This window comes from Thermococcus sp. MV11 (genome assembly GCF_012027285.1).
In the GTDB taxonomy this organism is placed as follows: Archaea; Methanobacteriota_B; Thermococci; order Thermococcales; family Thermococcaceae; genus Thermococcus; species Thermococcus cleftensis.
The window spans coordinates 417750-434813 of record NZ_SNUD01000002.1; the positions used below are offsets into that span (position 1 = coordinate 417750).

19 protein-coding genes are annotated in these 17064 nt (G+C 52.9%); 9 read left to right on the forward strand and 10 right to left on the reverse strand.

Going from position 1 to position 17064, the window contains the following annotated elements:
* The first annotated feature begins 60 nt into the window (after nt 1-60).
* Nucleotides 61-483: an adenosylmethionine decarboxylase gene (gene speD, locus E3E27_RS07415; RefSeq protein WP_167774099.1), complete on the forward strand. Its 423-nt coding sequence runs from the start codon at nt 61-63 to the stop codon at nt 481-483.
* A gap of 1 nt (nt 484) precedes the next feature.
* On the opposite strand, the gene E3E27_RS07420 is transcribed toward speD, so the two are convergent.
* The 4 genes from E3E27_RS07420 to E3E27_RS07435 form a co-directional block, all read right to left on the reverse strand.
* The gene (locus E3E27_RS07420) at nt 485-1009 is read right to left on the reverse strand and encodes a hypothetical protein (protein WP_167774100.1); all 525 of its coding nucleotides are present in this window, start codon (nt 1007-1009) and stop codon (nt 485-487) included.
* Nucleotides 1010-1036: 27 nt separating this feature from the next.
* Nucleotides 1037-1783, reverse strand: a complete 747-nt coding sequence (locus E3E27_RS07425) for a KaiC domain-containing protein (RefSeq protein ID WP_167774027.1) — start codon at nt 1781-1783, stop codon at nt 1037-1039.
* Nucleotides 1784-1866: 83 nt separating this feature from the next.
* The gene (locus tag E3E27_RS07430) at nt 1867-2370 is read right to left on the reverse strand and encodes a PUA domain-containing protein (protein ID WP_187287178.1); all 504 of its coding nucleotides are present in this window, start codon (nt 2368-2370) and stop codon (nt 1867-1869) included.
* Nucleotides 2371-2400: 30 nt separating this feature from the next.
* On the reverse strand, nt 2401-2919 hold the full coding sequence (locus E3E27_RS07435; protein WP_014788786.1) for a YkgJ family cysteine cluster protein: 519 nt from the start codon (nt 2917-2919) through the stop codon (nt 2401-2403).
* Between the two features lie 122 nt (nt 2920-3041).
* On the opposite strand from E3E27_RS07435, the gene E3E27_RS07440 reads away from it, so the two are divergent.
* Complete coding sequence (locus E3E27_RS07440) at nt 3042-3674, forward strand: HdeD family acid-resistance protein (RefSeq protein WP_167774028.1); 633 nt, start codon at nt 3042-3044, stop codon at nt 3672-3674.
* A 12-nt stretch (nt 3675-3686) separates the two neighbouring features.
* Here the strand turns inward: E3E27_RS07440 and E3E27_RS07445 are convergent, their stop codons facing one another.
* Entirely contained in the window at nt 3687-4241 is a 555-nt protein-coding gene (locus E3E27_RS07445) for a hypothetical protein (protein WP_014788788.1), read from the reverse strand.
* Nucleotides 4242-4385: 144 nt separating this feature from the next.
* On the opposite strand from E3E27_RS07445, the gene E3E27_RS07450 reads away from it, so the two are divergent.
* Nucleotides 4386-4943 carry an HdeD family acid-resistance protein gene (locus E3E27_RS07450; protein ID WP_167774029.1) on the forward strand — a complete coding sequence of 186 codons (558 nt, stop codon included), beginning with the start codon at nt 4386-4388 and terminating at the stop codon, nt 4941-4943.
* 5 nt (nt 4944-4948) lie between these two features.
* Nucleotides 4949-5716, forward strand: a complete 768-nt coding sequence (locus E3E27_RS07455) for a TrkA C-terminal domain-containing protein (protein WP_167774102.1) — start codon at nt 4949-4951, stop codon at nt 5714-5716.
* Here the strand turns inward: E3E27_RS07455 and E3E27_RS07460 are convergent.
* Complete coding sequence (locus E3E27_RS07460; protein WP_167774101.1) at nt 5713-7485, reverse strand: tRNA uridine(34) 5-carboxymethylaminomethyl modification radical SAM/GNAT enzyme Elp3; 1773 nt, start codon at nt 7483-7485, stop codon at nt 5713-5715. The genes E3E27_RS07455 and E3E27_RS07460 overlap by 4 nt on opposite strands.
* Nucleotides 7486-7587: 102 nt before the next feature.
* Here E3E27_RS07460 and E3E27_RS07465 point away from each other — a divergent pair, with 102 nt between their 5' ends.
* Nucleotides 7588-8340 (forward strand): Nif3-like dinuclear metal center hexameric protein, encoded by a 753-nt coding sequence (locus E3E27_RS07465; RefSeq protein WP_167774103.1) that lies wholly within the window; start codon nt 7588-7590, stop codon nt 8338-8340.
* Here E3E27_RS07465 and E3E27_RS07470 read toward each other — a convergent pair.
* From E3E27_RS07470 to E3E27_RS07485, 4 genes are all read right to left on the reverse strand, one after another.
* On the reverse strand, nt 8315-8680 hold the full coding sequence (locus tag E3E27_RS07470) for a hypothetical protein (RefSeq protein WP_167774030.1): 366 nt from the start codon (nt 8678-8680) through the stop codon (nt 8315-8317). The two genes, E3E27_RS07465 and E3E27_RS07470, sit on opposite strands and share 26 nt — an antisense overlap.
* A gap of 17 nt (nt 8681-8697) precedes the next feature.
* Nucleotides 8698-9009, reverse strand: coding sequence for a hypothetical protein (locus tag E3E27_RS07475; RefSeq protein WP_167774031.1), 312 nt, complete (start codon nt 9007-9009; stop codon nt 8698-8700).
* A 56-nt stretch (nt 9010-9065) separates the two neighbouring features.
* Nucleotides 9066-11807, reverse strand: a complete 2742-nt coding sequence (gene alaS / locus E3E27_RS07480; RefSeq protein WP_167774032.1) for an alanine--tRNA ligase — start codon at nt 11805-11807, stop codon at nt 9066-9068.
* Nucleotides 11808-11875: 68 nt separating this feature from the next.
* Nucleotides 11876-12172, reverse strand: coding sequence for a hypothetical protein (locus tag E3E27_RS07485; RefSeq protein ID WP_014788796.1), 297 nt, complete (start codon nt 12170-12172; stop codon nt 11876-11878).
* 133 nt (nt 12173-12305) lie between these two features.
* Here E3E27_RS07485 and E3E27_RS07490 point away from each other — a divergent pair, with 133 nt between their 5' ends.
* The 4 genes from E3E27_RS07490 to E3E27_RS07500 form a co-directional block, all read left to right on the forward strand.
* Nucleotides 12306-13091, forward strand: coding sequence for a phospholipase D-like domain-containing protein (locus tag E3E27_RS07490; protein ID WP_240910685.1), 786 nt, complete (start codon nt 12306-12308; stop codon nt 13089-13091).
* A 9-nt stretch (nt 13092-13100) separates the two neighbouring features.
* The gene (locus E3E27_RS10795) at nt 13101-13223 is read left to right on the forward strand and encodes a hypothetical protein (protein WP_256366092.1); all 123 of its coding nucleotides are present in this window, start codon (nt 13101-13103) and stop codon (nt 13221-13223) included.
* Nucleotides 13224-13397: 174 nt separating this feature from the next.
* On the forward strand, nt 13398-16700 hold the full coding sequence (locus tag E3E27_RS07495) for a hypothetical protein (protein WP_240910686.1): 3303 nt from the start codon (nt 13398-13400) through the stop codon (nt 16698-16700).
* Nucleotides 16701-16714: 14 nt separating this feature from the next.
* Nucleotides 16715-17064: hypothetical protein (locus tag E3E27_RS07500; protein ID WP_167774033.1), on the forward strand; the 350-nt coding region annotated here is incomplete at its 3' end.

The window sequence follows — 17064 nt, forward strand, 5'->3', positions numbered from 1 at the left end:
GGCTTAACTTTAAAAAGGGTACGTAATAGGAGCAACAAGAGGTGAGAGGCCATGAGCGAGATAGAGACCATCGGGTTCCACTACGTTGTGGAGGCTGCCGGTTGCGATCCTGAGGTTCTCAGTGACGCTGACAGGATAAGACAGATATTCCTCGACGCGGCAAAGGTCAGCAACATGGAGGTCAAGTCAAGCTACTTCTTCAAGTTCTCCCCCACCGGCGTCAGCGGCGTCGTCATAGTCGCCGAAAGCCACATCTCGGTCCACACCTGGCCGGAGAGGGGCTACGCTGCGCTCGACGTCTACACCTGCGGCACCAAGGCCGACCCGGAGAAGGCCGTCGATTACATACTCGAGCAGTTCAAGGCCAAGTACGCCCACGTTTCCGAGATCAAGAGGGGCATCGAAGAGGACGACGACACCTACACCCACATGATAATGACCTGGGAAGAGAGCCTGAGAAAGAACGGAAACGGAAAGGGCTGAATCACAGGAGCTTCTCTATCTCCTTTATTCTCTCAAGGGCATCTCCCAGAACCTTCCTGACGTTCTCGAGCTTTGCCTTTAGCTCGCGATTCTCCTCTTCGAGGGCCTTGACCCGCTTCTCAAGCTCCTCCTTCTCCCTCTTGAGCCTCTCGTACTCCTCGAGGGCGACCAGCTGACCACCCTTGGCCAAAACTTCGATGTTCCTGACCAGCTCGTCGAGCTTGCCCTGCTTTATCAGCTCGTAGGTCTCCCTGACGAGCTGACCGGCTTTGGTCTCGCCCTTGAGGTGCTTTCTTATCGTCGCCTCGGTCCTGCCGAGCTCCTCGGCTATCTCGCTTACTGTCATTCCCGCCTTCTCCCTCGCTATGGCTCCAGCGGCAACGGCAAGGCTGTCAACCCAGGTGAGCCTCTCCGCGGGGTCTTTGATGAGCTCTATGACCTCGGGCCTGAAGAGGGTCGCGAAGAGGAGCACGCTCTCAAGCCTGTGTATCTCCTCCCTTCCGAGCGGGTTCAGAGGAACCTCCACCATTCTCCACCACCCCCTTTCAAGTTTTCATTCGAGTTCTATTATTCCCTTCCTCTTCAGGACTTTGTCAGGATAAACGACTATTCCCCTGTCGGTTATCTCGAAGGGGTGCCTCCTCATGCTGTGGCTCGTCCCGCGCATCTTCCAGACTATCAGCGAGCGCTTCAGCTCGCCGTCAATCTCGTCCAGGTCGAGGCGGATTATGCCATCAACTCCGTGCTCGACGCCGGGCCCGCCGAAACCGCGCTCGCCGACGCTTATCTGGCTCACCAGTATGCTCGTGACGCCGAGACCGGCCAGAACGCGCTTGAGCTGCATCACGATGCTCCTCGCCATGGCCGGCTTGTTGATGTAGAGCGTCGTTACCGAGTCTATAACGACCCTCTTGGCTCCCAAGTCCTTGACCGCCGTTCTGAGAACGTCTATGAACTCCCTGATATCGGTGAGGTCGTGGACTATATACTTCTCGTACTCCTTGCTCTTGCCTATTCCGGCCGTGAAGGCATCGACCATCGCAAACAACCCTTCCTCCTCGTACTTCCGCACGTCCCAGCCGAACCCGGCCATGTTTTGCCTTACCTGAACCGGGTGCTCCTCAAGGGCAACGTAGATTCCCGGCTCACCCATCTGGAGGCCGTTCCATATGAACTGCTGGCTGAAGATGGACTTGCCAGTCCCGGGTCCACCGCTGAGCAAAACCACGTTCCTCTCTGGGATTCCTCCGTGGAGTATCTCGTCCATTCCAGGGATGCCAGTCTTGACTTTCTTGATCATGAGCGTCACCCCCTTTAGTAACCTTTAGTTACCGTTAGACTCTACGCGAAAGGCCTTAAAAAGATTACGTGGGGTAAGAAAAGTCAGCGCTTCCTTCTCAGAAACTCGCCGACGTCGGTGACGTTCAGAATGAACTTCCTCCTGCTTTCTGGGTTAATCCTTCCGATGCCAAGTAAAACCCCGTTCTCGTCGTAAACCACAAGCTTTTTGGTGCCCTGCCAATTGTACTTCCTAACGCCACTTCTCGGAACGTCCTTACCGGTGGTGAAGAGAAAGCCAGCCTTGGGACTCAGCACGGCGTAGTTCTTCTCGACTTTAACGAAGTAGAAGAACTCGACGTTAGGGTAGAACTTCTCGACGAGGTTGTCCACCTTAATCGTGCCCACAAAAGTTCCATAGGCGTAGGGCTTAAGCCTTAACCCCTCAAGCTCCTTCCAGAGGGATTCATTGACAGCGTAAACGTCCCGAAACTTGCCCTCCACTACCGCGAAGAAATGATGCTCCAGCTCGCCGTACTTCTCCGCCTCGCGGAGGATCAGGTCGTACTCCCAGGCCGAAGCGCGCCGGTAGCGGAGTTCCATCTCCATGGAGGTTGTTTCGAGAGGGGGCTTAAAAGCTTAGCCTCGTTCGAGTTCGTCGAGCAACTTCACAAAGCCGTCCATATCCGTGCGCTCGAACTCCCTCTCAAACTCGAGGCCCAGCTCAGCTATCTCCTCGGGTGTTATCTCAACCTCCGGCTCCTCCGCGTTTATCCCTGGACAGCTTTCATCGTAGTAGAGCCACAGTTCTTGGCCCTTGTAGTGAAACGGCTTTTCTCCCTCAACGCCGAGGGGCTTCCTTGAGACCATGAAGGGGTATATCCTGCAGATTATAGGGTTGGCCTCGTGTATCCTGCATTTTCCGGTCTCCGGATCATGGAAGACGCAGCCGAGGTCCCATTCCCTCACCGCAAGGACGAAACGTATCGTATTTCCCTCAACCGAAAACGTCACGAAACCCTGGGGGTCGTGGCCCCTCTTCGCTATCCTTTCGATGTCCTTCAAGGTAAGGTAAACGTGCCTTCCCCTGCAGCAGTCAAGGCAGTAAAGGCACCTGAAGGGAACCGCCTTGGTGAATGGTTTCGGTTTGAACCTCATGGTGATCCATTCGGAAAACCCGTTAAAAAAGCATCGAAATCTTTCGAAAACTCTTCGACGAAAGACTTTTATCGGTTTAGCAAAATACACTGTATGTAAAATGTCGTTTGGAGGTAAAAACCATGGACGATATTAAAGAGCCTTCCGGGGAAAGGTCAATGACCCCGGAGGAATACCACGAATACCGCGAGGAGATGACAAGAAAAAAACTGGCCAGCCTGATGGCGCACTGGCAGTGGTATCTCCTCCTCGGAGTTGTCCTCCTGATCCTCGGTATAGTCGGGCTGGGAATACTCCCGTTCGTCACGCTGGCCAGCATAGCGGTTTTCGGAGTGTTCCTGATAATAGGCGGAGGGATACTGATAGCTGTTGCCATCTTCACGAAGGGCGAGAGCGGGGGGACGAGGATATTCCAGCTGCTGCTGGCAACCCTTTACATAATCGCCGGAGCGGCAATGCTCGAGGAGCCCCTCCTGTCAGCCCAGATACTGACCTTCATACTCGGCGGGGCGTACTTCGTCTTCGGTATCATCAAGGTGCTGATGGGCTTCAAGGTCCAGAACGGCGGGCTGGTGATCTTCTCGGGCGTCATAGACTTTTTCATCGGAGTTATGATCCTCGCCAACTGGCCCGAGTGGAGTCCGTGGGTCATCGGAATCTTCGTGGCGATCGAACTTATAGTCGCCGGTGTGAGCTTCATAGCGATGTCCCTTGGAGCAAGGTCGATGAAGAACAACCCGGAGTTCCAGGTCTGATCACGTGCCCGTTCATTTTTCCCTTTCAACTTCCGGGTACGCGGCCTTAAAGGCACCCCAGTCCGATTTTGGTCCATACGTTACCGTGAAGTTCACGACCTCATAGTTCTTTGGAGCACCTTCAGGCTTGTAGAGTATCAGGTGATAGGAGCCATCAAGGTACCAGTAGGAGCCTGGGGGTATGCGGAAGGTGTACTTCGATATCGTAACCTTGCGAACACAGGTGGCCCTTCTTGTGTACCTCGTTCCGTCCCAAACGACCGCGTCCATGCACCAGCCAGGGGTTTTGAGTTCGAGCACCACATAGTCTCCGTAATCCTCGTCCCCCTTGAGGACCAGGTTGTTGTAGAGATCCACGGCGTTCTCCCACTTCATTCCGTCGAACGTCAAGTTCGCCATCAGGAGAATCTGCCCTTTAGGCGAGGCAACGCCGTAGGGAACAGGGTTGTAAGAGATTATGGGGTAGTAAACTATCATGAATATTGCAAGCCCAAAAATGGCAGCAAGAAGAACGACCTTGATCCTGAAGCTTGCCTCGTAAGATAAAGACCACCTGCCCTTACCCACTAAAAGCCACCCCAGTTCAGGGTTGTTCTCTGGTGCTTAAAAAGTTTTACTAGCTCGAAAAACCAGAAGTTTTAGTAACCTTTGCACAGAAAACTTTTTAAAGACATAAAGTTACCTTTTGTGAAAAAATTAGGGGGTGGTTCGATGGAATACGGAGAGCTTGGAAAGAACTGGGTCTGGCTTCTCGGCCTCGGGATAATCTTCATAACCCTCGGCTTTGCCGGACTGCTCCTCCTGCCGCTGGTGAGCATAACCAGCGTTGCCATATTCGGAGCCTTCATGCTCGTGGGAGGGGCACTCCAGATGGGACAGGGAATCTTCAAGGCCAAGGACTGGAAGAGCAGGACGCTACACATCCTGATGGGGCTCATATACGTCATCGGCGGCATAGCGACGCTTGAAAACCCGGTTCTGGCCACGACGGTACTCACACTCGTCCTCGGGTTCTCATTGATAACGATAGGCGCGATAAGGATCGCGGTGGCCCTGCAGAACAAGGAGGTTAACCAGTGGGCTCTCATGACGCTCTCCGGGGTGCTAAGCGTTATCCTCGGCTCTATGATAGTCCTCCAGTGGCCGTGGTCGAGCCTCTGGGCGATTGGCCTCTTCGTGTCCCTCGACCTGATAATGAGCGGGGCCAACTTCATAGCCATAGCACTGACCGCCAGGATGTCCGGAAGCGCTGTCCCAGCGAGGGGGTGAAGGGGCTGATAGCCCTCCTTTCCCTTATTCTGGTCATAACTCTGTCCCTGATAATAGTCCGGATCGGGGCGACGGCCCTTGAGATGACCGGCCTTTCTAAGGAAGTCGCATCGTTTCAGGCACAGTCGGCCTTCTCTGGCACGGGCTTCACAACCAGCGAGAGCGAGTACGTTGTCTCCCACCCGGCAAGGAGGAAGATAATAAGGACGCTGATATTCCTAGGGAGTGCAGGTATTGCATCTGCAATGGCCACCCTGGTACTGACGTTCCTGGGAAGGAGCCGGGGAGAGGCAACGGGCTACCTGGTGATCCTCGCGCTCAGCCTCGGGGGACTCTATGTCACCTTCACATCAAAAAGGGTTGAGCGCTGGATGAAAAGGTGGATCAGGCGCTTTCTCAACAGGGCCTTCCCGGAGCTGAGGGTCTACGACTACACCCAGTTGCTGGGAATAACCCATGGATACTCGATATCCCAGATCCGCGTGAAGGAAGACAGCTGGCTCGCCAACAGGACGCTGAGAGAGCTTGAACTGGACAGGGAGGGAATACTCGTCCTGGGAATATACAGGAAAAAAGGCGATAGGGAGGTTTACATAGGCGCACCCAGGGGGGATACCCTTGTAAAGCCAGGCGATGTTCTCGTCTGCTACGGGCCAGAAAAGGCGCTCCTCGAACTTTCCCAGAGAGTAGCCGGAGAGAAAGGGGACAGAGAGCACGAAAAAGCCGTGAAGGAAGCGGAAATAAGAAGGATACATGAGGAACTTGAGGCCTAGGTGTTCAGGTGCGCGTCGAACTCCCTGCTCTTTTTGTAGTCCCCATAGCTTTTGTCGAGCCTCTTGGCCACGTAGGGGCCGTTCTTTCTGTAACCGAACTTTCTGTAGTACTCCCTCACGCCGACGCCGCTTATAACTAGCATCTTCTTGACGTCAAACTCCTCCCTCGCTATCCTCTCGGCCTCGCTCAAAAGCTCCCTTCCGTAACCGCGGTGCTGCCACTCGTACCTAGGTTTACCACCAATCGGCACGAGGGGGCCGTAAACGTGGAGCTCCCTGACTATAGCGGAAGGACAGCATTTTATCTCTCTCCTGTGGGCCTTCTCGCTCGGAATCCTCAGCCTCAAGAACCCTATCAGTATGTCGTTCTTGACGTCCTCGAAGCTCAGGAAGATTTCCCTTCCGCCAGATGCCCCGTAGTCCTCGCGGAGGAGCTTTATGTGCTCAACCTCGGGCTGGATTCCAAACTTCTCCATCATGTGGCCGACTTCTCTAAAGCGGATTTCCCTCGGCCTTATACCGCGCTTTATCAGCTCGTTGAAGACCAGCTGGCCCAGATTGGAGTGCTTGACGCCGTCGACGATTAGCTGGACGGGAATGTCGCGCTGAATCCTCATGACGCGAACCCACTTGGGGAAGAGCTTGTAGGCCTCGACGAGAAGCTCTACAGCCTCCTCTGTGCGGTAGGGGCGGTATTTACCCTCCTTCCACCAGCGGTAGAGGGGAGCGTCTTTGGTTACGAGAGTAGGGTAGATCTTCAGCATGTCCGGCCTGAAGCGGGGGTCCTCGAAGATCGTCCTGAAAGTGTAGAGGTCCCTCTCGAAGTTGCTCCCAGGAAGGCCGGGCATTATGTGGTAGTTGATTTTAAGGCCCGCATCGCGGAGAAGTTGAGTGGCCTTAACTATCTCCTCAACGCCGTGGCCGCGCCTGGTTCTCTCATGAATGAAGTTGAAAATTGTTTGAACGCCGAGCTCAACCCTCGTCGTTCCGAGCTTCAGCATCCTGTCTATGTGCCGCTCAAAGGCCCAGTCCGGGCGCGTCTCTATCGTAAGCCCGACCATCCTGACCTTAGCCCTCTCGTTCCTCCTCTGCTCGTCCTCGAGATAGTAGTAGGGCTTTGAGTGCGTCTTAAGCCACGCCTCCCTGAACTTTGGGTCCTCCTCCAGGACGGACTCGTCTCTTTTAACTATCAGCCTGACGAGCTTCTCCTCAAGGTTCTCTATATCCCTGAAGTGAGGGAAGTCGTTCATCGCCTTGAAGGCCTCTTTAACGAACCACTCCTGGTAGTCCAGATCAACGGCCGGGAAGGTTCCTCCCTGGATTATGACCTCGACCTTGTCCACGTCGTGCCCGATGTCGGTGAGCTGCTTCAGGCGACGCATCATGATTATATAAGGGTGGTAGGCGCTCTGAACGGCCCGCAGAGCTGAAGGCTCCCTCCCGGTGTAGCTCTGGGGAGAGCCGACGCTCGGCCCGCCTGGGCAGTAAATGCAACGCCCGTGTGGGCAGGGAAATGGCTTGGTCATCATGGCAACTACCGCGACGCCGCTTATCGTCCTCGTAGGCTTCCTTTTGAGCAGTTCCCTGAACTCCTCGCGCCTCTCCTCCGGAATGGCCTTCAAGATGTCCGAGTTGCCGGGAATCTTGGATAGGTGATACTTACGCGAGACCTTGATCTTCCAGCGGTTGAGCTCCTCCCGGCTCTTAATCTCACCCGACATAACCAGTCTCGCGAGCTCCTCCACAGCTTTTCTGAACCTCCCCTCCATCTTCACACCTCTCAGCCAATCTAAGGCGGGGTTTTAAAAGGGTTTGCGGGGCATATTCAGGTAGTGAATTATTCAGTAGGTGAATACAACCCGGTGATAACCATGAACCGCGACGAGCTTGTGACCTTCCTCGACGGGTACCTGAACGTCTCGGCTTACCCTGACAAGTCGAGCAACGGCCTTCAGGTCGAGGGAAAAGAAGAGATTGAGAGGGTGGCCTTCGCCGTCGATACGACGCTGAGAACAATCGAGAGGGCCGCAAAGGCCGGAGCGGACATGCTGATAGTGCATCACGGCATGATATGGGGCGGTCTGAACTACATAACCGGGGTTCACTACAAGCGTTTGAAAGCCCTCATAGAGAACGGCCTGAACCTCTACGTCGCCCACCTGCCCCTCGACGCCCACCCGGAGGTCGGGAACAACGTTGGACTGTTGAAGCTCCTCGGCCTCGAGCCGAAGGGGCCCTTCGGGGAGTACAGGGGGCTGAGCATTGGCTTCTATGGAGAGTTCGAGGAGCCCCAGCCGATTGAGAAGGTGGCGCAGGTAATTGCCGAGAAGCTCGATACAACCGTCAAGACCTACGAGTTCGGAAAGAGGGAGGTAAGGACCGTCGGAGCGGTGAGCGGTGCCGGCGCCTTCGCTTTGGAGGAGGCCCACCGGAAGGGGATTGACCTCCTCATCACCGGAGAGTTCGGCCACGCGGATTACCTAACTGCCATCGACCTGCCCCAGAGCGTCCTCGTTGCGGGCCACTACAAGACGGAAACCCTGGGCGTCAAGGCGCTGATGGAGCTCATCAGAGAGCGCTTTGGGTTGGGAGTTTTCTTCATAGACGAGCCAACCGGGCTTTGAGCTCGTCGATGATAGCTCTATCGCTTTTTATCTCCATTTTCAGGCCAAGCTCTTTAGCGTAGCTCTCGACCCAGCCCGGGCTCCCGCGGAAGGGGGTAACTATCCACAGCTCGGGGAAGCCGGCGCGGTGGGCCTTGACCACATCGTATAGCACCCTCTGGGGAAACCACTTGAAGGAAGCCTCAAGCTCTATTGCCAGGAGCCTTTGTTCGTTTTTCAGAATCGCCACGTCTATCCTCGTGCCGTCGGGCGTTCTGTACTCGGGAACAGCTCTCAGACCGAGTTCTTGAGCGAGCGCAATGATTTCACGGGTAATGGTCTTGACCTTGATCGTGGACACCTAATTGTAATTATTTATTAAATAAAAATAATATGCAACGCTGAAAGAGCTCTTTCCAATTCTTCGCAATCAATGGCTATGACATTGACACATACGTATTTATCCTCAGGCTTGAGAGAAGAAATAATTTCCCATCCCTCTTCACTTAACTGAATTCCTGCATACCCTATAAATAAATCCACTGCCATATCGCTTGGTAAACGTATTTCAAAGTAATTTCCAAGATCCTTTAGATGACTTTTTACGTAAGCCATCTTTAAAAGATTTCTGAGACAATTCCCACTCTTTTGATCTTTAACAGTGATACAAAGTATCCTACCATTATCCATATTATCCACCCCTGTCCATGTACTCAATCTCCATAAAATTCAGCGAAAAGAAAGCATCAGCCGAGGCTCTTCTTCACCTCGGCCATAGCCTCTTCCGCCTTCAGCGGGTTCTTTATCCTGCCCTGGGCAAGTTCCTTCCTTCCGCCGCCTCCACCGCCGGCGACGCTCGTTATCACCCTCGCGAGCTCTCCGGCCTTCAGCTCAACGTCATCGCCGACGGCAACGACGAAGTGGCCCTCCCTGCTGATGAGAACAACCACTCTGTTCCCCTTCCTGAGCCTGTTGGCAGCTTCGCGGAGGTCGTCCATAGTCCCTTCAACGACCGCACCGATGAACTCCACCTCGCCGACCTTCTCAGCTTTGCCCTCAAGCTCGTAGACGAGGAGCTTCGCCAGCTCCTTCCTGAGCTTCTCGACCTCTTTTCTTGCCTCCTTCCACTCGTTGAAGAATCTCTCAGCGGTTTCAGGCACCTTCTCCGGCGGCACGCGGAAGATTTCAGCGGTTCTCTTGAGCAGTCTCTCGGTTTCCTGCATCCAGTTTATGGCGGCCTCTCCAGCGGCGAAGATAATCCTCTCGACGCCGTCCTGTATGCGCTCCGTGCGGAGTATCTTAATCGGGCCGATTAGACCGGTGCTCGGCAGGTGCGTTCCACCGCAGGCCTGGACGTCCCAGCCCTCTATCCTGAGAACCCTGATGACCCTTCCCGGAACGACACCGCCCTGATAAAGGCGGAAGCCGTACTTCATCTCGGCTTCAGTCCTCGGCAGCCACTCCCAGGTTACCTTCCTGTTCTCCATGACGACGCGGTTAGCGAGCCTCTCAATCTCCCTGAGCTCTTCCTCGGTTATGCGCTTGTAGTGGCTTATGTCGAGCCTCGCCCAGTCGGTGTGGAGCTGGCTTCCAGCTTGCCAGACGTGCTTTCCGAGAACCCTAACCAAGGCCCCCATGAGGACGTGCGTCCCGGTGTGGTGACGCATGTGCTGTATCCTCCTCTCCCAGGCGAGCCTCCCATGAACCTTCGCTCCGGGCTTGAAGGGCTCCGGCCTCTCGACCCTGTGGAGTATGACCTTCCCGACCTTCTGAACTTCAGTAACCTTGACCTCTTCACCGTCAACGACCAGAACGCCGGTGTCGTAGGGCTGGCCGCCGCCCTCCGGGTAGAAGGCCGTCTGGTTCAGAACCACCCAGTCCTCTATAACCCTGAGCACCTCGGCATCGAACTCCCTCATGAACGGGTCCTCGTAGTAGAGCGTCCTCGTCTCGGGCAGGTCTTTGACCAGCTCGAAGTCCACCACGTATTCCCCAGCGGTCTTCTTCTCGGTCTTCTCGGCCTGCTTAGCAACGAGGGTGTAGAAGTTGTCCGGAATCTCGACCTTGATTCCCTCCTCCTGCGCCACCTCTGCAACTATCTCCGGGGTAAGGCCGTGGCTCTCGTAGAAGAGTATCAGCTTTTCAAGCGGGAGCTCGTTGATTCCCTTCTTCTTGAGCTTCGCTATCTCGCGCTTCACCAGGTCGCTTCCGCGCCTGAGGGTCTCCTGATAGCGCTTCTCCTCGACGTTCACGATGTCGAGGATTACCTCTTCCATCTCCTTGAACTCAGGGAACGTCGGCGAGAGCTCCTTTATGTGCATGGCGACGATTTCAGCGAGCGGTATTTCAAGGCCCAGCTCGCGGAGGTGCCTTATGCTCTTCCTTATGAGAAGTCTCGCCAGGTAGCCGGCCTTGACGTTGGACGGGATAACCCCATCGGCGAGCATGAAGGTTAAAGCCTTCGTGTGGTCTGCTATGGCGTAGATCAGCTCGTAGGGCCTCACCGCTTTTTCAAGCTCCTCAACGCTGATTCCGACGCGCTTTGCAACCTGCTCGCGAAGATAGCGAAGGTCGCCCATGTCCTCGATGTCGAACATTCCAGCGAGGCGGGAGTTCTCCATCAAAATGCGCTCGTCTATCTTCTCAACCCCTGCCATCTTCTTGAGCGGCTCGACCACGTAGCCGAGGACGGCGTCGTAGGCCGTTGGGGTGCCCTGGCTCATCCAGACGAGCCTCTCAAGGCCGTAGCCGGTGTCAACAACCCTCGTCTCCATCGGGACGTAGTAGTCGCCCTTAATCTCCACCACCTGGCTCGGGTCGGCGTTCTCCGGGGCCTTCTTGTACTGCATGAACACGAGCGTGGCAACCTCTAAACCGCGGTAGAGCACCTCGAAGGCCGGCCCGGCGTTTCCTCCACCGGCCCAAGGGTTCTCCTTGAAGGTTATGTCCTCTGGTTTCATCTTCAGCTCCTTGGTGAAGAACTCGAAGGCCAGCTCAACCGTCTCGTCCATCCAGTAAATCGGCTTCTCCGGGTAGTTGAAGGCGTGGTGGGCCATCATCTCAAATATCGTGAAGTGCCTGCCGGTGATTCCAACGTTGTCTATGTCGGTAAAGCGAATCGAGGGCTGGCTTATGGTGAGCGGGTTTGCGGGCGGGTCGGCCTCGCCGCTGATAACCCAGGGCTGGAAGTCCATAATTGAAGCTCCAACGAGGAGCACATCATCTCTCCAGCGCGGCAGAACCGGGTAGCGCTTCACCCTGCCGTGGCCGTGCTTTTCGAAGAAGCTCAGGAACTTCTCGCGCATCTCGTCGAGGGTGTACTTCCTCGGTATGCCGGGCTTTCCGATGAACTGGTACTCGTCACACGGTGGATCGCCACAGGTCTCCCTGTCCGGGTCGAGCGTCCAGAAGAACTTCCCGCACTTGGGGCACTGCTTTCTTATCCAGCCTTCCTCCTTAAACATTCTCGTGGTCATGTCCATGCTCATTATCCTCACCTCTCAAGCTGGAGTAGAAAAGGAAGTTGGGCTATTAAGGTTTTCCTCAGTCTTTTGAATCAGTCTTTTGAATCGGGGCCAAGGTCGACATCAACGTCCTCGAACCGCTCCTCGTCGATGTATATCAGGGGAATCTTCAACTTCCGGAGAAATTCGACCAGCCGTTTCTCGCGTCGCTCCATCATCTCAACCCTGTGCCTCAAACTCGCGTTCTCTATCGCCAGACGGTTGGCCTCGTCCACCTTAAGGTTCAGTTGCATTCTTAGCTCTATCAGCTCTTCCTCCAGCTCCCGGAGCGAGCGCTCCAGCCGGTCAATTTCCTCCAGGTACTCCCGACAGAGGCGTTCCTTTATCATCGTGGTCAGCCCCGCGAAACCTCCTCACCGATCAGGGGGCTCCAGACTCATCATCCCAATCACCAAAGGTAAGAGGAGGACGTTAAAAGGTTTCACCCGCTAAAGCTTTAAGGGGGCCCCTTGAGAACCCTTCATGCGACCGAAAACGTGCTTCATAGCCATATTGGTAGCAGCGATGCTCGCGGTGGCAGGCTGTCTTGGAAGCACCTCAACGGTCGGAACCGCCACCATCGAAAAGACTGTACCGGTGGAGAGAACCGAGACCATCACGAAAACCGTCACCGTAACTGAGACGGAGTACATCGTAAACCAGGGTGCCGAAACGGAGCTAAGGAAAAACCTAACAGCCTGCCTGGAGAACCTGAGGCTTTTGAACGCGACGCTGAACAGGACGAGTGAGAGCTTAGATGAACTCCGCGAGAAGTACCGCGACTGCCTGCTGGAGAAGTCAAACACCGCGGAAGAATCTCCCCCGGTGGAACTGCTGGTGGACGACGCGTATTACAGGAGCGTCATCGAAAGCCTCCGCAGTGCGCGGGAGAGCATTTACGTCACGATGTTCCTGATGAAGTACGACCCCACCGACAGCTATGACCACGCCAACGACCTGATAAGGGCGCTGGTGGAGGCAAGAAGGAGGGGCATAAGCGTCCACGTGATACTCGAAAACGGCATCGAGGACAACAGAGCCGCCTACGACTATCTCCGCTCCAACGGGGTCGATGTGGTCTTTGATTCACCTTCGATAACCCTCCACACCAAGATGGTGGTGATAGACGGCAGGGTGGTTTACATTGGAAGCCACAACTGGAGCGAGGCCGCGCTGGACTGGAACCACGAGGTCAGCGTTAGGATCGAGTCCCAGGAAATGGCGGAGACGCTCTTGGACTACTTCGATGAGATTAGGAGAGGATATTAGGTGGTAAAAATGCTGGAGAGGCTGAAGAAGGCCTACCTGCACTGGCGCTCCCGCTGCCCCTTCGTGCGGAGACTTGAGGCGTGGAGAATGAAGAGAAAGGCGAAGGAGTTCAGGGTTGAGTTGAAGAGATAGGTTTTTGCTGTTTCCCAAACTCTTTATTCCTCTAAAACGATTTAAACAACGATGCTTCACGCTCCCCACAGTTGAAGTTTTCTGTTTTTTGCATACTATTTTTAGTGGTGTGCAAAATGTTGATAGAAAAATCTTTTAAGTTCTAACTTTAGTTAGTACTGCGGTGAAATCTCAATGAGGAAGGCAGTAGGAGTACTGTTGATAATCCTCCTGCTGGGGTCAATGGTGACTGCGGCGGGAAGTACAGCCCAAGCCACCAGCCTCGAAACCCAGAACGACCCGTACGAGAAATTCTGGGAAATCCTCAACAGGGAAGCCGAACTCGTCGTCAAACTCAACCACACGGGGCCAAACAATCCCCTGGTTCAAAGCACTGCCGTGGAACTAATTCAGAATTCTCGCCTTGGTGCGGAGAATGCTGCGAACATTTCAGCCTTAATCTGGCAGGCTTTGGAGGAACTGAAGGCTTCTGGTGTGAAGACGTACTACACTGCCGAAGAGTTAAGGGAAATGGCTCAGAACATCAGCCGGAATGGCCTCCCTCAGGAGACGGTAGAAGCTTTGAAGGTTCAAGGCTGGAGTGACGAGCAGATTCAAGCTTTGGAGGATTACATTGTCAAGAACGCTGATGGTATTAACGAGGACTTCAACATGACGGCCTTTCTCGAAGAATTCTCAATGGCCTTCATTGATGTTGCCTTCAAGTACAACGAGTACGAAACCTGGACACTAGAAAAATGGAAATGGACCAATCCCCAGGAGATTAATATGAACCTGGGGAACCTATTAATAAACCCGGTTTTAGCCGACGAATGGCTTGACCTTTACCTGGGGCACAGTGAGGGGAATTATAGCAAAATGAAATCGGCAGCAGAAAAGCTGAGGGACAAAATGTACGATATGATTGTGGGGAAGACTCTCAACAAGGAAACCCTTACGGAACTGAAGGAACACGGCGACCTCTGGCAGTTAATAGAGTTGAGAAGGGACGTTTATGTCATGTGGTGGCTGAAAAACGGGGGAGTAGTTTTCAGGGTTTACAATTCCGCGGACAACAGTAGTTACGGGGTCTACTACTGGCCAAACGCTACCGCGGCATACGAACTGGCGAGCAATATCGAAGCACTGCTGACGGCCAAGGAACTAGGAAACAATAACCCAGAAGTGCAGTGGAGACTGAACGATAAAATCGAGAGGCTGAAAAGCTCCTTGGGTGTATACCCCGTGAAAAGCGGTAACAGTAGTGACATTGTAACCGTACCGCAGGACAGCATCGAGAATATAACCCTGCCCATAATAAACCCCGGGGAGAAATACGGAGGAATAACTGACCCGGTCAAAAAACCGGCAATGGATTCAAGTAACATACTCAATTCCCAAAGCATCGAAATAACGCCATCAGAAAGCAACTCTGAAACTTTCAAGGAGGGCTCCAGAATTCTAACTGCTCTAAATCCTGACACCACAAGGTCACTTAAAATTAACAACGTAATGGTTATCCCTGTGGAGGTTTCAGAGGATTACGCAACGTACAAAGTCTCCATGGACATCACGGTTAGTGGGGCAAGCGCCACAAACGTAACGGTAGAGATCGAAGGAACGGAACTTAAGTACTCCAAAGACATCGGAGCTATCGACAACGGGGAAACCATTACAGTCGAGAGCACGGTCAGCGGAAGAGTTTATGGGGATTACGAAGTGGAAGTCAGCGGAAAGATTAAGGTGACGTATCAGTTCATCACGGAATATCACACCAACTCAGAAAGCAGCTTAAATCCAGATGATACTCCCCCAACCTATTCAACACTCCAAGCCGTTGAGGAGTACTCCTCAACGATAAAGCTTCAATACGACCCCACAAAGAACATAGACGTTGAAGTCATGACAACCCCCCAGAGTGGATATATCAAGGAGAATGATTCCGTCCAGTTTAAAATAAAAGTTAGCAATCACAATCCCTTCAGCATCACAGGTAGTTATTACTTGAAAGTCGAAGTGCCATACATAGTTTCTGAAGACATCATAGAAAGTAAATTTAAAGAGTTCACCGGCTCTCTTTCGCTTCAGGGATTCGACGACTCGACCGTGTACGTTGGAAGCATCACTTATCCCAAGCAGGGAACTTACAAGTATGAGGGCTACTTTAAGGTAGGACAGTACTACAAAAAGTTCAATGGTACCATAGAAGTCAAACCTCGCCCAGATGGAGAATCTCCAAGAATCAAAATCACCCCATTGGACTGGCCATCAACGGCTCGCAGAGGAAATACCGTCAGCTTTAAGGTACAGCTTGATAGCACCCACCACAATGATAGGGAGGCAAGAGTGGAGCTGATAATAGACAACGAACTTCCCCCGGTTCAGACGGTTGAGACGTCTGTTAAGGCGGGATCCAGCACCACGGTAACGCTCACTTGGTACGTCCCCAGTAGCATTCCTCTGGGCGAGCACAAAGTAACGGTAAGAGTCTGGTCGAGGGATATTACTACTTCCAATTCAGAGTACATCGCAGACGCAATAACACTAAGCAATCCGGATAACCCAGATGACGAAAAGGACCACACCATCAATATCGGAGGACTATTCAACATTAAGTTGCTCGCTTACCCGACTGAGCTTGAGGGTGGAGGAGAAGTGTATTTGCAAGTGAAGGCCTGGAATTACGATGGATCACTAATTCCAGTCAAAGGATTTATTGAAGTCGATGGAGACGTGATTAAAAACATTGAAGCCAAGATTCCCGCAAGTGCTAATGGAGACCAAATCTTAAAACTTAGATACAACTTTGCTGGCGTAGGTACTCACACGATCAAAGTATTCCTCGACAATTACGATGGCGAACCAAATGGGGAGGGAGAAGAGTACTGGAGCGAAGTGAGGGTTGAAGTGAAACCGATGAATGGGACGGAGTTGAAACAGGTGGGCTTTGAATGCGATGATCCCGAATTTAACTGGAACGGCATAGAATACAAGGCTAAAATGGTCTGTAGGGCTATTATTTACAATCCCACTCAAAATAATGTTAATATAAACTCCATAAGCGTTAAAGAGTGGTCGGTTGATAATCAGGAGTTCATGGAATCACTAGAATCTGCATGGACGGTTGAATATCCAGCGAAGGTGAAACCTTCCCAAACTGTAGAGATAGTTTTCAAAAACACTGCCCATACCGGACTAATAACACTTGAGAAAGACTTGTTTGGAGATTATGTTGGGATATCAATACGATACACGATCTCACCACAGAACACAGGAGACATTAATTTCACAGGCTTTGACGTAATAACCATAAAACAAGACAACACGGACGTGATAGCAGACGTTGGAACGAATGTTATCCTTTTTGGAATAGACGTCAGGGCAGGGATAACAATATTCAAATTAGCGCGTAATAAAGAGACTGCCGAGGCACTTAAAAAGGCTTGGCCTTATGTTGTGAGTTTCTTTAGATGGGCTTGGCCAAAACTCGACAATTAGTAGGAGGTGTGAATATGGTAAGCGATGGAACGCTGGTTTTCCTTTTGATTTTTCTTTCCCTTGTTTATGGGAGGTTCATATACATTGGGGAGACAATTAGAGGTGTCCGTGATTCTCTAGCATTATTGCTTTCCTTCTACATAGCGGGAAAAGTGCTTTTGAAATCCGAATCCAGATTTTGGGGGCTGTTGGTGTTTATCTTAGTGTTCTATCTCACTGCCGTTGGATACTACTCGTTCTTGGATATTCAGGGCAAACTTGAAGAGTTTTTATCCAGCAGGGAAAATCCCACAAAAACGAGCTTAAAGGATTCTATGGCTCTGATAGCCCTTATCATCCTGTTTGGTGTTTTTCCGGGGATTGC